Genomic DNA, 15,486 nt, shown 5'->3' on the forward strand with positions numbered 1-15,486 from the left:
TTGTCAGCAGTTACCGGGGTCAGCCGTTGCTGGCAAGCATGGAGAGCTTGCGCACATTGCTGGTGCTTTCCCGGTCGAGCAGGCGGGTCGGATAGTCACCGGTGAAATAGTGGTCGGTGAACTGCGGCTGCGCATTGTCGCGCGGCGTGCCGCCGACGGCGCGGTAGAGGCCGTCGATCGACAGAAATGCCAGCGAGTCGGCACCGATGAAATCGCCCATCGCCTTCAGGCTGTTGTACTGATTGGCGAGCAGCTTTTCGGCGTCCGGCGTGTCGATGCCGTAGAAATCCGGATGGAAGATCATCGGGCTGGCGACGCGCACATGCACTTCAAGGGCGCCGGCATCGCGGATCATCTGCACGATCTTCACCGAGGTGGTGCCGCGCACGATGGAATCATCCACGAGAATGACGCGCTTGCCTTCGATGATAGCGCGATTGGCGGAATGCTTGAGCTTGACGCCGAAAGCGCGGATCTGCTGCGTCGGCTCGATGAAGGTGCGGCCGACATAGTGGTTGCGGATGATGCCGAGCTCGAAGGGAATGCCGCTTTCCTGCGCATAGCCGATGGCCGCCGGCGTGCCGCCATCCGGCACCGGCACGACGACATCGGCCTCGACGGGGGCTTCCCTGGCAAGGTTGATGCCCATGTTCCGGCGGGTGACATAGACGTTGCGGCCGCCGACCACAGAATCGGGACGGGCGAAATAGACATATTCGAACAGGCAAAGGCGCTCTGGCTTAGAGACTTCCGGCTTGCGGGCATCGATGGTGATCGAACCGTCCGGCTGGATCTCGCAGATGACGACTTCGCCGTTTTCGATGTCGCGGACGTATTTGGCGCCGATGATATCAAGCGCGCAGGTCTCCGAACAGAAGATCGGCTTGCCGTCGAGTTCTCCCATCACCAGCGGCCGAATGCCGATCGGGTCGCGCGCTGCGATCAATTTGGTGCGCGTCATCGCGAGCATTGAATAGCCGCCTTCCATCTGGCGGATCGCATCGATGAAGCGGTCGGAGGAGGAGGCCTGCTTGGAGCGGGCAATGAGATGGAGGACGACTTCGGTGTCTGACGTCGCCTGAAAGATCGCACCGTCGGCGATCAACTGCCGGCGCATGGTCAGGCCGTTGGTGAAATTGCCGTTGTGAGCGATCGCGATGCCGCCCACTTCGAGTTCGGCAAACAGCGGCTGTACGTTGCGCAGGATGGTTTCGCCGGTCGTCGAGTAGCGCACATGGCCCATCGACCGGTCGCCGGGAAGGCGGGCCAGCGTGGCAGGGTCGGTGTAGTGATCGCCAACGAGGCCCATGCGCCGTTCGGAATGAAAGCGCTGGCCGTCGAAGGAGACGATGCCGGCTGCTTCCTGGCCGCGATGTTGCAGGGCATGCAGGCCGAGCGCCGTCAGCGTTGCCGCATCGGGATGGCCTAGAATGCCGAATACGCCGCACTCTTCATGCAGCGTATCGCCGTCGATATCATCCTCGATGGAAAGGGAATGGGTCATGGCTGCAGGACCTTTGCTCTCAACATGGGTGGGTCGGGGCGGCATCGCTACTGAATGCAAAAATAGCTGAAAATCCGGCCGGAAAGATTATCGGGCCGGATCTTCGGTTTTCATGGCGTTCACATGGCGATTATCGCCCGGCGGGTCAAGCCTGTAAACGCACTGTTAGTTATTCGTTTGCGGCGCAGGTGCGTCGTCGGACGGTGCCGTATCGTTCGCGGCGCCACCATCCTGCGGCTGCGACTGCTGTTGATTCGGCGCGATCTTGTTGATGATCTCGGCCGGGAGCATCGCCTGAACGTTCTCAGGAAGCGCGGATTTCAGCTTTTCGACCATCGAATCGAGGAAAGGCTTCGATTTCGCGTTGTTGACCCAATCAGGACGGGCAGGCGGCGCGACCAGCCAGTTCCAGAAGGCGACGACGACGACCATCAGCAGCAGGCCGCGGGCGGCGCCGAACAGAAAGCCGAGCGTACGATCCAGCGCGCCGATGCGGCTGTCGATGATGAAATCGGCGATCCTGATGGTGATGAAGGAAATGATGATCAGTGCGATGAGGAAGATGACCGCGGCAGAGGCGATCGTCGCGATACGCGTGTCTGCCGTGTAGCGCAGCGCATAGGGTACGAGCAGCGAATAGAGATAGTAGGCGGCGACGGCCGAGCCGCCCCAACTGACGATCGAGAGGATTTCGCGCGAAAAGCCGCGCACCATGGCCAGAACGGCGGAGAACAGGATGACGCCGATAACAATACCGTCGAAAATCGTAATGGGCATGTATAATCCACTCCAAGACTTGCCATGCCAAGCACGGCTGCCATCGGCCTCACTATGCGCCTCTCTTGCCGTCAAGAACGGCTGAAGTAAGGCTCAGTCTTCGTCTTCCGCACGCTTGAGCGCGCCTTTCGATCCGGCAATGCGCGCCACCAGATCCGGCAGGCTGTCGATCTCGCTCCAGCGTCCGCCATTGCCTTTCGGCAGGTCGGCGGAGGCAGTCGGGAGAAGCGCTGCTGAAAATCCCAGCTTCTCGGCTTCCTTGAGGCGCTGGCCGGTGTGCGCAACCGGCCGGACGGCGCCCGACAGGCTGACTTCGCCGAAATAGACGCAATCGGCGGGAAGGGCAATACCGGCCAGGGAGGAAACCAGTGCAGAAGCGACGGCAAGGTCGGCAGCCGGCTCAGAAATGCGATAACCGCCGGCAATATTGAGATAGACGTCGTGCTGGCCGAGCCTCACGCCACAATGCGCCTCGAGAACTGCGAGAATCATCGATAGCCGCGCTGAATCCCAGCCGACGACGGCGCGCCTCGGCGTGCCGAGCGATGTCGGGGCGACCAGCGCCTGTACCTCGACCAATATCGGCCGCGTGCCTTCCATGCCGGCAAAGACGGCGGCACCCGGCGATTTGGAATTGCGTTCGCCCAGAAAGAGTTCGGACGGATTGGCCACTTCGCGCAGGCCCATATCGGACATTTCGAAAACGCCGATCTCGTCGGTTGGGCCGAAGCGATTCTTGACTGTGCGCAGGATGCGGTAGTGATGGCCGCGATCGCCTTCGAAATAGAGAACGGCATCGACCATATGCTCGACGACGCGCGGGCCGGCGATCTGGCCGTCCTTGGTGACGTGGCCGACCAGCACCATCGCGGCGCCCGTCTGCTTGGCAAAGCGGATCATCGCCTGCACGCCGGTGCGTACCTGCGTCACCGTGCCGGGCGCGGATTCAGCAAGCTCGCTCCACAGCGTCTGGATGGAATCGATGATGACAAGATCCGGCCGCTTGCCTTCGGCAAGCGTCGCCAGGATATCCTCGACATTGGTTTCGGCGGCCAGCATCACGTCGGTGTCTGCGGCGTGCAGCCGCTGGGCGCGGAGGCGAACCTGTGCCACCGCTTCTTCGCCGGAGACATAGACGATCTTGTGTCCGCGCCGGGCAAGGGCGGCAGCCGCTTGCATCAGCAGTGTCGATTTGCCGATGCCGGGATCGCCGCCGACCAGCACGGCCGAACCACGCACGAAACCGCCGCCGGTCGCCCGGTCAAGCTCGGAGATGCCCGTATAGATGCGCGGCGCTTCCTCGATTTCGCCGGACAGCGCCGTCAACGTCACCGCTCGACCCTTCTTCGGCACCTTGGCGGGACCGCCGCCGATGCCGCCCATCGGATCTTCCTCGACGATGGTGTTCCACTCGCCGCAGCCGTCGCATTTTCCCGCCCAGCGATTGTGGATCGTGCCGCAGTTCTGGCAGATGAATTGTGTACGGGCTTTTGCCATCGGATGCTGTTCTCAATGTTCGAATGCTTCGCTCTTCAAAGCGAATCGCGATCGGCTGTCAGATAATGTCTTTCGCGGCCTATCAAAACTAATGATTTCCGCATCAACGGCGATCGTGTCAGGCTTATGCCAGCTTTTTGATGGATGATGACCGATGTTCGACTATTCGCTTGCACACTGGATCGCGTTTCTATCCGCAGCGACACTTCTCAATCTGTCGCCGGGACCGGACATCGCCTTCATTCTGGGCCATACGGTCAGAAGCGGCATACGCTCAGGTTTTGCTGCACTGTTTGGCATATGGAGCGGCGCGTGTCTGCATGTGCTCATGGCGGCCGCCGGGCTGTCGGCAATCTTGGCCGCCTCCGCGATCGCCTTTTCGACAATAAAATGGGCGGGGGCCGCTTATCTCATCTGGCTCGGTATTCAGGCGCTGCGCTCGAAGGGCGAGGGTGCTTGGATCAAGGAGACGGGCAAGACATTGCCGTGGAGCCGGATCTATCGGCAGGGTATTTTCGTGTCGTTGCTCAACCCGAAAGTAGCGATCTTTTTTCTCGCCTTCCTGCCGCAGTTCGTCGTTGAAGGCGCCGGTCCGGTCTGGGCGCAGCTCCTGCTGCACGGCAGTCTCATCATCGTGGTCGCCGCCTTCATCGAGCCGCCGCTTATCCTCCTCGGCGGCCGTCTCACTGAGGCGCTGCGGCGCAATCGAAGCGTCGGCTTGTGGCTGGATCGTGGGCTTGGCGCGCTGTTCGTGGCCTTGGGCGTCCGCCTGGCGATCAGCACGCGCTGAGATCGGCTATTCCTCAGCCTCTTCCGAAACATACCGTCGCTCATGCCGGAGCCCCAGGCTCGTCAGCATTTCGTAGCCGATCGTACCGGCTGCCCGTGCCGCGTCGTCCACGAGAATATTGCTGCCGAAGAGTTCGACATAGTCGCCTGCGCGGACGAGATTGTCCGGCAGATCGGTGATGTCGAAGATGGTGAGGTCCATCGTGATGCGGCCGGCAACAGGAACCCTGTGGCCGGCGATGAAGCCATGGCCGCCGGGCAGGTCGGTCTGGCGCAGCGGTACGCCGCCGCTCGACTGGCCGCGCATATAGCCGTCGGCATAGCCGGCGGAAACGATCGCCAGACGGCTGTCACGCGTAAGCTGCATCGCCCGCCCATAGCCGACGGTTTCGCCGGCTTTTACGAAGCGGGTCTGGATGATCCGCGCTTCGGCTGTCGCGACCGGGCGCATCGGATTGGCGATACCGGGGACTGCCTCGCCGCCATAGGTGGCGATACCCGGACGGGTAAGATCGAAATGATATTCCGGGCCGAGAAAGATGCCGGCGGAATTGGCAAGGCTCGCCTCGATGCCTTCGAAGGCGGCGCTCACCTTGCGGAAAGCTTCCAGTTGCTGCCGGTTCATCGGATTGGCGGGATCGTCGCCGCAGGCAAGGTGGCTCATGACCAGCACCGGCGCAAAGCTTGCCGGGCGGGAGACGTCGTCGGCAAGCGCCAGCGCATCCTCCATCGGCAGGCCGAGCCGGTTGAAGCCGGTGTCGACCTGTAGCGCACAAGGGTAGTCGCCATAATCCGACAGCACCGACATCCAGAAGGTGAGCTGCTCTTCCGAGGCTATGACGGGAACGAGATCGTTTTCGAAGAAGACGCGCTCCATGCCAGGCCAGATGCCGGAGAGCACGAAGATGCGTGCATCAGGAGCGTAGAGCCGCAATGTCGCGCCCTCATCGGCGGTCGCAACGAAGAAATCGCGGGCGCCGGCCAGATAGAGCGCCTCACCGACATCCTCGATCCCGAGCCCATAGGCGTCCGCCTTGACGACGGCTGAGGTGCGGGCGCGTCCCGAGCGGTGCGCCATGTCGCGCCAGTTCTCGACAAGGGCGTCCAGATCGACCGTCAGCCGCAGGCCGGCAGCGGCGAAAGCGTCATTGTCGTCGAAACTATCTGTCATGAAACCGCCTGAACGAAAAATGGCCGGAGGGGACTGTTGCTCCGGCCAGGATAGTGATCATCGCTGCAAAGAGAAAGTGCTGCACTGCACATATGTGCCGTGAGCGACCGTCATCAATGCTCCTCGTAGGGGGAGAAGGATGGGTCGGCGAGGTCGGCGAAGCGGGTGAATTCCGACTGGAAGGCGAGCTTCACCGTACCGGTCGGCCCGTGGCGCTGTTTGGCGATAATGACATCGGCCGTGCCCTTCACCTTTTCGAACAGGGCTTCCCATTCGGCGTATTTCGGATCGGCCGGATCGCGTGGTTCGGAGTTCTTGACATAATACTCTTCACGGAACACGAAAAGCACCACGTCGGCGTCCTGCTCGATCGAGCCGGATTCGCGAAGGTCAGACAGCTGCGGCCGCTTGTCGTCGCGGCTTTCGACCGCGCGCGAGAGCTGAGAGAGTGCGACGATAGGAACGTTCAGTTCCTTGCCGAGCGCCTTCAGGCCGGTGGTGATCTGGGTGATTTCCTGGACGCGGTTCTCGTTCGATTTCCCCGAGCCGGTCATCAGCTGAACGTAGTCGACCACGAGAACATCGAGGCCGCGCTGTCGCTTCAGGCGCCGCGCGCGGGCAGACAGCTGGGCGATGGAGATACCGCCGGTCTGGTCGATGAAAAGCGGCACCTTCTGCATCATCATCGAGCAGGCGACCAGCTTTTCGAAATCGGCATCGTTGATGTCGCCGCGGCGGATCTTCGACGAGGAGACTTCCGTCTGCTCGGAGATGATACGGGTGGCGAGCTGTTCGGACGACATTTCCAGCGAGTAGAAGCCGACAACGCCGCCGTTCTTCGCCTTGGTGGAGCCGTCCGGCTGCACTTCGCCTTCGAAGGCGGCGGCGATGTTATAGGCGATGTTGGTGGCAAGCGATGTCTTGCCCATGCCGGGACGTCCGGCGAGGATGATCAAGTCAGAGCGCTGCAGGCCGCCCATCTTGCTGTCGAGCGAATGAATGCCGGTGGAAATGCCCGACAGGCCGCCATCGCGTTCCTTGGCGACGGCCGCCATGTCGATCGCCAGCGCTACCGCGTCGTTGAAGGCTTGGAAGCCGCCGTCGTAGCGGCCGTTTTCGGCAAGCTCGAACAGCCGGCGCTCGGTGTCCTCGATTTGGCTCTGCGGCGGCATGTCGAGCGGTGCGTCATAGGCGATGTTGACCACGTCCTCGCCGATGGTGATCAGCGCGCGGCGCAGGGCAAGGTCATAGATGGCGCGGCCGTAGTCCTCGGCATTGATGATCGACACGGCTTCGGTGGCGAGGCGGGCAAGATATTGCGCTACGGTCATGTCGCCGACCTTGTCGTCGGCCGGCAGGAAGGTCTTGATCGTCACCGGATTGGCGGTCTTGCCCATGCGGATGATGTCGCCCGCCACTTCGTAGATCTTCCGATGCAGCGGCTCATAGAGATGGATGGGCTTCAGGAAGTCGGAGACACGGTAATAGGCGTCATTGTTGACGAGAATGGCGCCGAGCAGGGCCTGCTCCGCCTCGATATTGTTCGGCGCCTCGCGGTAATGCGCTTCGGCGGGAGCAATGGCGGCAATGTTGCGCGCAGCTTCGTTCATTTTCCGTCTCTTCGTCTCTTGGTGTGCCGAATGGTTTGCGACGTTCCGGTGTCACGGTCAATTGCAGAAGAGCGTTGGCGTGGTGCGCGAGACGAATTCGCTCGCGCTATTCACGTTGTTCCACTCATCCACAGGGACAAACTCTCCGCAGTAAAAAAGTCTTTGTCGCTGGCTTGCAATGGAATTGCCGACGCGCGAATCACTTATGCAGAATGTCTGACGATGATTTTAACTCAGCCCGCCCCGGCATACATCGGTAAACTGGCGGTCGCCCTTGTAAAAATGAAAAAATCCAGCTATTTCCTAGAAATAGGGTAGGTTTTTAATCATATAAAGTAGGTATATGCCGGGTCAGCCACAACGCCGAGAAATCTTCGACGAGCTTTCCGCTTTTAATCGGAAGCTTAGGGCGGCGTTCGACAGCCTGGTGCGCGAGCATGGAATGACATTGGCGAGAGCCCGGGTCTTCCATAAGCTGTCGCGCCGTGATGGTATCAATCAGCGGGAACTCGCCGACGAGCTCGAGCTTGAGACCCCGACACTGGTCCGCATTCTCGACGCCATGGAGGCGCAGACTTTCATCGAGCGTCGCGCTGTGCCGTCGGATCGGCGCGCCAAGCAGATTTTCATGACGGAATCCGGAAAACTCGTGGCCGCCGAAGTGGAGGCTCTTGCCAGCGGCGTGCGGGCGGATATCTTGCAGGGAATTCCGGACGAGGATATCGGCATGGCTCTCAAGGTCATCCGTGCCATGACTGCAAATCTGCAGAATGTGGGCAAGTCATGAGGTGACGTATGAGCGGTGAGCCAGGCCCGATCGCAAATGCGAAAGCCACCGCCGCCGCACCTGCTGTTCAAGCTGCTCCACCGCCCATGCCCGGCTGGAAGATGCTGCTCTACATCGCTGCATCCGTCATGTTCTTCCTGACGCAGGGCCTCGGTCTCAATCTCGCTCTTGCCAATCTCACCCAGATCCAAGGTTCGATCGCTGCGACGACCACCGAATCGGTATGGTTGTCGGCCGCCTATATGGCGCCGAACGTCAGTCTCGCCATCGCGCTGGTGAAGATCCGCATGCAGTATGGCGTGCGCAATTTCGCCGAGGTCAGCATTATCGGCTTCGTCGTCGCCTCGCTGCTCAATCTCTTCGTCTCCGACCTGCAATCGGCCATCGTCGTCCGCTTTCTGAGCGGCATTGCCGCGGCACCGCTTTCGACGCTCGGCTTTCTCTACATGCTGGAAGCCTTCGAACCGGCGAAGAAGATGACCATCGGCGTCAGCCTGGCGATGATGAACACATTGCTGGCCGCACCCATCACGCGCCTCGTCTCGCCGTCGTTGCTCGACTACGGTGAATGGCGCGGGCTCTATACGCTGGAAATGGCACTGGCGCTGCTGGTCATGCCGATCATCTATCTGCTGCCGCTGACGCCGCCGCCGCGCGTAAAGGTTATCGTCTTCGGGGATATCATCAGCTATCTGCTGATCGCCATCGGTTTCGGCTGTCTGGCTGTCGTTCTCTCCGTCGGGCGGCTTTACTGGTGGTTGGAAGTGCCCTGGCTTGGCGTGCTGTTGGCGATCAGTATCGCCAGCCTGACGCTCGCCGCCGTCATAGAGCTGCGCAGGGCGACGCCGCTGATCGACGTCCGCTGGCTGCTCAGTCCGGCAATCCTGCATCTGACCGGCATTCTTCTGCTCTTTCGCATCATCTTCGGCGAGCAGAGTGCGATCATCATGACGTTCTATCAGAATGCCGTTGGCCTGCTCTATGACCAGCTCTCGATGCTCTATTGGATCATCCTGGTTTTCACGATTTTCGGCGGCCTCGTCTGCACGGTGCTGATGCGCTATGGGCTGAGCTGGCAGATCCAGTTTGCAGCGCTCGTCATGATGGCGGCGGGCGCCTTCATGGATGCGCAGGTCACCACGTTGACCCGGCCCGAGCAGATGTTTCTCAGCCAGGCGCTGGTCGCGGCGGGAGCGGCTCTTTTCCTGCCGCCTTCCATGTCCGAGGGCTTCAAGGCGGCCTTTTCGAAAGGTCCGCCTTATCTGGTGACCTTCTTCGTGGTCTTCACCTTCACGCAGAGTATCGGCGGCCTGATCGCCTCGGCATTCTATGGAACGCTGATCGTTATCCGCGAAAAATTTCATTCCGCCGTACTGACCGAGCGCGTGCTGCTGACCGATCCGCATGTTGCCCAGCGTGTCAGCCAGCTTTCATCATCCTACGGCAAGGTGATCGGCGACAGCGCGCTCTTGAAGGGCGAGGGTTTGGCGCTGCTCGGTGCGCAGGTTACCCGCGAGGCCAATACGCTCGCCTATGCCGATGCTTTCCTGGTTGCCGGCGTAATCGCCGTCGTATCGCTTGCCGGACTTTCGCTGCATGTATTCTACCGCTTCATCAAGGCGCGGCTGGCCGACAATCGGCCGCAGACCGTAGCATCCAACCCCTGAGGATATGAAATAGCGCCATGTCGAGGCTCGTTCGCTCCCCCATCGAAGTCATTGCCGTTCTTGCCGGTGTCGGCGGCGTCATGCTGGTGCTTTATGCCTGGCATCTGCCGCCCTTCAAAAGCTCTGTCGAGACGACCGACGATGCCTATGTCAAAGGCTATGTCACCACCATCAGCCCGCAGGTCAGCGGCTATATCACCGATGTCCCGATCAAGGACTACAAGCTCGTCAAGCAGGGCGAGGTGCTGACCAAGATCGACGACCGCATCTATCAGCAGAAGGTGGCGCAGCGCGCGCGACGCTGGCCGGCCAGAAGGCGGCGCTTGCCAATTCGCAGCAGCAGGAGCAAGCCGCCAAGGCCGGCATCGCCTCCAGCCAGGCGCAGATCGACAGCGCCAATGCCGCGCTGAAGCGTGCACAGCTTGCTGCAGATCGCGTCACGACGCTGGTGGCCAAGGGCGTGTCCACGACAAGTGATTCCGAGCAGGCACAGGCGACGCTGCAACAGGCGCAGGCATCGGTCAACCAGGCGAAGGCGGCCCTTGACGTATCGCAGCAGAACCTCACGACGATCATCGTCAACCGCGCCTCGCTGGAGGCCGGCGTCAGCGGCGCGGAAGCGGCCGTGCAGCTTGCCGAGATCGATCTTCAGAACGCGACCATCGTCGCACCGCAGGACGGGCGTGTCGGAGAAGTCGGCGTGCGCCTCGGCCAATATGTGACCGCTGGAACGCAGCTCATGGGTCTCGTGCCCAAGGATATCTGGGTGATCGCCAATTTCAAGGAAACCCAGCTCGACGGTATGAAGATCGATCAGCCCGCGACGATCTCGGTCGACGCGCTCGGCCACCGCCAGCTCAAGGGTCACGTCCAGCGCTTCTCGCCGGCGGCGGGCTCGGAATTCGCCGTCATCAAGCCTGACAACGCGACCGGCAATTTCACCAAGGTCGCGCAGCGCATCGGCGTCAGGATCAAGATCGACAAGGATCAACCGCTGGCGGATGATCTGGCACCGGGCATGTCGGTCGTTGTCTCGATCGACAAGGACTCCCAGCCGGAGGTTGGTGTCAACGACGACTGAAGCAATTCCGGGAAACGTACGTTGGCCCGGCTTCTATGGCCGCAAAGAAGAAAAGCCCGGATCGTGAGATCCGGGCTTTTCGATATCCAGCGAGGGGCTGGAAATTATGCGTCGTCGTCTTCGGCGTTGCCGTCGGCTTCCGGATCGAAGAAGTCTTCCGGACGCAGGGCATCTTCGTCGATGCCGTAGATGGCGTCAGCGGAGGTGAGGGTTTCGCCCTTGGTCTGACGTTCGGCTTCTTCAGCAGAACGGGCAACGTTGAGCTCGACGGTGATTTCGACTTCAGCATGAAGCCCGATCGCAACGGCGTGCAGGCCGATGGCCTTGATCGGCGTGTTCATGTGAACCTGGCTACGGCCGATGTTGAAGCCTTCAGCAGCGAGGATTTCAACGACGTCACGGGCAGCGACCGAACCGTAGAGCTGGCCGGTTTCGCCAGCCGAGCGAACGACGATGAAGGACTTGCCGCCGAGAACGTCGGCAACCTTCTGGGCTTCGCTCTTGCGCTCAAGGTTACGGGCTTCGAGCGTTGCACGCTCAGCTTCGAAACGGGTCTTGTTGGCGGCGTTGGCGCGGAGCGCCTTGCCGAGCGGCAGCAGGTAGTTACGGGCAAAGCCGTCGCGAACCTTAACCACTTCGCCCATCTGGCCGAGCTTGGAGATGCGCTCCAGGAGAATGACTTCCATTTTAGTGTTCCTTTCAGATGTCAGATTTTCGTGTCTGGTTGTTTGGGTATTTCGGCATTCTTGTTCGGGGTGAGCGCGATCGCCTTGCGCGTATCGTAGAGCCCGAGAACAAGGATGATGAAGAGCGGCACCGTCAGCATCAGCGACGTCAGGTAGCAGAGGATCAGCACGGGAATGCGCCAGTCCTTGCCACGCGTGCGATAATGCAGCGAAGCGAAGCCGGAAACGATAAAGCCGGCGCCGAAGGCGCCAAGCGTGGCGGCGCCGATCAAGGCCGGGATGCCGCCGAAGAACATGGCGACAACAGCCGCGAGAAAGACGAAGATCGCGTTGCGGTTCATGCGCAGCGCAGAGGGAATGTCCTCGCGCGGGCGCAGGTTGCGGCTGGAGGCTGCGACGATGCGGATGGCCATGTAGTAGGCGGCCAGCAGCATCATGACCCAAATCATGCCCCAGACGAGGGGAATGGCGTAGAGCATCAGCGACTTGGTCTTGTCGATCACCGCCGGATTGAGCTGAAGCTCGGGCTGCGGCTGCTGGTTCATGACGCTGACATAGGCATCGACCACCTGACCGACGAGATCGGCGTTGTAGCCCATGATCGCGCCGACGATGACGATGACGGCGGCGGCAAGGCCGCAGAGATGCAGCATGATGTCCGAGAGCGGATACCAGGCCGTCAGATGCTCGGGGCCGCCGAGTTCGGAGGCGGGACGTGCGAGATTGGCCAGGTGGCTGAGCCAGGCCGGCACCAGCGCCATGAGTACGGCGAAAAGCCCGAAGGACGGCGACTGGCCGACCGCGCCGACAATGCCGGCCGTAACGACGGCGGTGATGACGGCAATGTTGCCCCAGCCGAGGCCGACAATGAGAATAGGGAGGGCGGAGAGCGCGCCAAATAGGATGAACAGCAACGGCTGTACCGTCGCGCCATACACGAGTAAGGCAGCGGTAAAACCGGCGAGGGCGCCGATAGCCAGCACTTTAGCGTTCAAATTTTTCACGTCGCTGTCCTGCTTCGTATGAGCAGTTAGAGGATGCTTCCGACACTCTGGTCCAAAAGCCGTCCCCAACATGGGGTTTAGAGTTCCGATCCGCGCCCACCGCGAAAGGGAGAAGGGAAGGCACGAATGCCTTCCCTCAAATCATGCAGCGTCGGCTTGAATTAAGCGACGACGTAAGGCAGCAGGCCGAGGAAACGGGCGCGCTTGATCGCCTGGGCGAGTTCGCGCTGCTTCTTCTGGGAAACGGCCGTGATGCGGGACGGAACGATCTTGCCACGCTCGGAAATGTAGCGCTGCAGGAGACGGACGTCCTTGTAGTCGATGCGCGGCGCATTGGCGCCCGAGAACGGGCAGGTCTTGCGGCGGCGATGGAACGGACGGCGAACCGGTGCGGAGGAAACTTCAGACATTTCTCAAATCTCCTTATACGCGATCTTCGCGCGGACGGCGCGGACGGTCTTCACGATCACCACGGTCCGGGCGCGGACCACGATCACGGTCGCCGAAGCTGCGCTCCGGACGGTCGCCATCGCGGCGCGGACGGTCGTCGCGGTCGCGCTTCTGCATCATCGCAGACGGGCCTTCTTCGTGCTTTTCAACAGCGATCGTCATGTAACGCAGGACGTCTTCGCTGATACGCATCTGACGTTCCATTTCGTGGACGGCAGCGGCCGGTGCATCGATGTCCATCAGGGCGTAATGAGCCTTGCGGTTCTTCTTGATGCGATAGGTAAGGGACTTGAGGCCCCAGTTTTCGATACGCCCGACTTTACCGCCGTTAGCTTCGATAACACCCTTGTACTGTTCTACGAGGGCATCGACCTGCTGTGCGGAAATATCCTGTCGGGCAAGGAATACATGTTCGTAAAGAGCCATGATAGCTTCGCCTTTCTTGCGTTGATCTGCACCCGGGCTCTAGCGGCTAAGCCTCAACGACTGCTCCTGAGAGGGATAACCCCAAGCAAGAAAAGCGTTTCCGAGACGGTCGAGAGCGGAGACACGGGAGGCTGGAACGCTTCCGTTCCGACGATCTTCCCAAAGGAAAACCGGCCCTCCGTTCAGCCACCAGCCAGAAGACCGGGTTGCGAACACGGCGGCTTATACGGATTTTTGCGGGAAAGGCAAGGGGAGGCCAAGAGTGAAACACATTTGGCTACGTGTTGGTGCCGCTTGTGAAACGATAGCAGCTATGGAATTCATGCTGATGGGGTAGTGCAGGGGGTGGGTTCGTGAATATCTCAAAAAGAAAGTTCGCTTCAGCAAGTCTTGTTTTCGGGCTTGCCCTCATCGCGAATGATGCTGCGGCACGGCTAAGCTACGACGTTGGGACGACAGAGGATGGCGATAATTTTATCGTGGTGGCCGGCAGGTTTGATGCTGATGACGACTTGAGCGTATTTCGCAGCAAGGTTCTTTCTAACCACGCGCTTTCTGTCAGCTTCGATAGCGGTGGTGGGAATGTCTACAAAGCCATGGAGTTTGGCCGTCTGATCCGATCTCTGGGACTGAACACCGTCGCCGTGCGGGACTTGGTCTGTGCCTCGGCCTGTTCCCTATCATTTCTAGGTGGGATAAATCGTTTTGCCGAGCCGGGCTCAATCGGCGTTCACAAATCTTCATTTGACGATACCAGAGGAATGAATGTGGAGGACGCCGTTGCGGCTATTCAGGTGCAGACAGCCGACGTGATTTCCTACATGACCGAGATGGGCGTCGATCCCAGCCTGCTGCAACTTGCTCTCAAATACGACAGCAACGATATCCGCTATCTGTCATCGAGCGAAATGACGCAGTTCCGGGTGACAACGATGTCATTGCAGGAAGTGCAGGATTTTGAAGCCGAATCGTCATCGAATGAGCCCCCAGTAGCCAACGCGAATAAGACGTTGGCACCAAGCAAAAAGCCATCGTTGCCGCAAATTCCGGTCGCTCGAAACGGACTTATTCAAGATGACCAGGGATCAGTCTCCTTAAAGGCGAGCCGCGATATACGATCACGGACAATTGCGACTTTTGCGAATGGAAGCGGCTTGGAGATCGTCGGTCGCAACGGGGACTGGTACCAAGTGTTGATCGGTGACAAAGCCGGCTATCTGCGCCGCACATCAGTATGGGTGCGTGAATTCGACGAAAACAAGTATGGCAAGCAATATATTGAGATTGCCACTTACAAGAATTTTGAGACCGCACGATCATTCGTTCAAAATTCAAAGACTCCCCTGGCCATTCATCTGACTTCCGACGCACTTTTTGCCGTCACCGTCAGGGGTGTTTATGGCAAGAATATCTATTCTTAGCTGTTCCAGCGATTGAGAAAAAGCAAAGAGATCCCGAAGGGTGCTTTCGTCACTTATGGCAATACGTATGTCCGTGAAGTTTGCTGTGACGCGTATGTTTCGAACCGATGAACCAAGGCACTTTCCCTGACTTGGCCAGGCGCAAAGACGCTGGCCAGGTCAGGGGTTTATTCTTCTATGGAGAAGTCGGAGGTCTCCATCGGCTTGCCATCGACCGAGAATGTGATGTTGTAGGTGCCGATGGGCCAACCACTGTTCGGCCTGGTGATCGACGAATCGACCTGATTTTCATTCGTTTTGATATCGAAGCTCACTTCGTCGATCTTGTAATTCGGTGGAGCCGCTCCGGCGGTATCTACGGCTATCCAGGATACGGTGATCGTCGATCCCGATTTGATGTCATCTGTCAGGTCGGCCGATACGAATATTTTGGCGGTATCCGGGGCAAAAGTGTCTTCGGATGTCTCTGCGCCCTTGGCTGAGGAGATGACGATGTTTTCGAAGCCATCAGCCCACGCCATAGACGAGATGGCCGTAGTCGCGCTGAAGGTAATTGCCCAGATTGCATATTGGAGCCGACGCATTCCCAGAACCTCTCTTTTAGGGGGATGTTCCG

The 15,486-nt window shown here is 59.9% G+C and carries 14 protein-coding genes and 1 pseudogene; 5 read left to right on the forward strand and 10 right to left on the reverse strand.

Annotation, left to right across the window (positions count from 1 at the left end; genetic code table 11):
- Positions 1-19: 19 nt before the first annotated feature.
- The 3 genes from purF to radA all read right to left on the reverse strand — a co-directional run bounded on the left by purF (position 20) and on the right by radA (position 3,778).
- Positions 20-1,504 (reverse strand): amidophosphoribosyltransferase, encoded by a 1,485-nt coding sequence (purF, locus tag RRH01S_RS05170; protein ID WP_007693016.1) that lies wholly within the window; start codon positions 1,502-1,504, stop codon positions 20-22.
- A 165-nt stretch (positions 1,505-1,669) separates the two neighbouring features.
- On the reverse strand, positions 1,670-2,281 hold the full coding sequence (locus RRH01S_RS05175; protein ID WP_007693015.1) for a CvpA family protein: 612 nt from the start codon (positions 2,279-2,281) through the stop codon (positions 1,670-1,672).
- A gap of 93 nt (positions 2,282-2,374) precedes the next feature.
- Positions 2,375-3,778 carry a DNA repair protein RadA gene (gene radA, locus RRH01S_RS05180; RefSeq protein WP_007693013.1) on the reverse strand — a complete coding sequence of 468 codons (1,404 nt, stop codon included), beginning with the start codon at positions 3,776-3,778 and terminating at the stop codon, positions 2,375-2,377.
- A gap of 154 nt (positions 3,779-3,932) precedes the next feature.
- Here radA and RRH01S_RS05185 point away from each other — a divergent pair, with 154 nt between their 5' ends.
- Positions 3,933-4,568, forward strand: a complete 636-nt coding sequence (locus RRH01S_RS05185) for a LysE family translocator (protein ID WP_007693011.1) — start codon at positions 3,933-3,935, stop codon at positions 4,566-4,568.
- 6 nt (positions 4,569-4,574) lie between these two features.
- Here RRH01S_RS05185 and alr read toward each other — a convergent pair whose 3' ends face one another.
- Together alr and RRH01S_RS05195 are read right to left on the reverse strand one after the other, a co-directional pair.
- Positions 4,575-5,738, reverse strand: coding sequence for an alanine racemase (gene alr / locus RRH01S_RS05190; RefSeq protein WP_007693009.1), 1,164 nt, complete (start codon positions 5,736-5,738; stop codon positions 4,575-4,577).
- Positions 5,739-5,851: 113 nt separating this feature from the next.
- On the reverse strand, positions 5,852-7,348 hold the full coding sequence (locus RRH01S_RS05195; RefSeq protein ID WP_007693007.1) for a replicative DNA helicase: 1,497 nt from the start codon (positions 7,346-7,348) through the stop codon (positions 5,852-5,854).
- A 343-nt stretch (positions 7,349-7,691) separates the two neighbouring features.
- Between RRH01S_RS05195 and RRH01S_RS05200 the strand changes: the two genes are divergently transcribed.
- From RRH01S_RS05200 to RRH01S_RS05210, 3 genes and pseudogenes are all read left to right on the forward strand, one after another.
- Positions 7,692-8,135 carry a MarR family winged helix-turn-helix transcriptional regulator gene (locus tag RRH01S_RS05200; RefSeq protein WP_007693006.1) on the forward strand — a complete coding sequence of 148 codons (444 nt, stop codon included), beginning with the start codon at positions 7,692-7,694 and terminating at the stop codon, positions 8,133-8,135.
- Between the two features lie 8 nt (positions 8,136-8,143).
- A complete protein-coding gene (locus RRH01S_RS05205; protein WP_007693005.1) occupies positions 8,144-9,802 on the forward strand; it encodes an MFS transporter in 1,659 nt (552 codons plus the stop codon).
- A gap of 17 nt (positions 9,803-9,819) precedes the next feature.
- Positions 9,820-10,883, forward strand: a pseudogene (locus RRH01S_RS05210) (HlyD family secretion protein).
- A 104-nt stretch (positions 10,884-10,987) separates the two neighbouring features.
- Here the strand turns inward: RRH01S_RS05210 and rplI are convergent.
- The 4 genes from rplI to rpsF form a co-directional block, all read right to left on the reverse strand.
- Positions 10,988-11,569 (reverse strand): 50S ribosomal protein L9, encoded by a 582-nt coding sequence (gene rplI / locus RRH01S_RS05215; protein ID WP_007693003.1) that lies wholly within the window; start codon positions 11,567-11,569, stop codon positions 10,988-10,990.
- Between the two features lie 20 nt (positions 11,570-11,589).
- Positions 11,590-12,573, reverse strand: a complete 984-nt coding sequence (locus RRH01S_RS05220; protein ID WP_007692997.1) for a DUF2232 domain-containing protein — start codon at positions 12,571-12,573, stop codon at positions 11,590-11,592.
- A 161-nt stretch (positions 12,574-12,734) separates the two neighbouring features.
- Positions 12,735-12,983: a 30S ribosomal protein S18 gene (rpsR, locus tag RRH01S_RS05225; RefSeq protein WP_004122103.1), complete on the reverse strand. Its 249-nt coding sequence runs from the start codon at positions 12,981-12,983 to the stop codon at positions 12,735-12,737.
- 13 nt (positions 12,984-12,996) lie between these two features.
- Positions 12,997-13,449, reverse strand: coding sequence for a 30S ribosomal protein S6 (gene rpsF, locus RRH01S_RS05230; protein ID WP_007692992.1), 453 nt, complete (start codon positions 13,447-13,449; stop codon positions 12,997-12,999).
- 353 nt (positions 13,450-13,802) lie between these two features.
- On the opposite strand from rpsF, the gene RRH01S_RS05235 reads away from it, so the two are divergent.
- Positions 13,803-14,870: a hypothetical protein gene (locus RRH01S_RS05235; RefSeq protein ID WP_007692991.1), complete on the forward strand. Its 1,068-nt coding sequence runs from the start codon at positions 13,803-13,805 to the stop codon at positions 14,868-14,870.
- A 167-nt stretch (positions 14,871-15,037) separates the two neighbouring features.
- Here RRH01S_RS05235 and RRH01S_RS05240 read toward each other — a convergent pair whose 3' ends face one another.
- Entirely contained in the window at positions 15,038-15,454 is a 417-nt protein-coding gene (locus RRH01S_RS05240; RefSeq protein ID WP_007692990.1) for a hypothetical protein, read from the reverse strand.
- Positions 15,455-15,486: the final 32 nt, after the last annotated feature.

Origin of the sequence: Rhizobium rhizogenes NBRC 13257 (assembly GCF_000696095.1) — a bacterium.
GTDB classification, from domain to species: Bacteria; Pseudomonadota; Alphaproteobacteria; order Rhizobiales; family Rhizobiaceae; genus Rhizobium; species Rhizobium rhizogenes.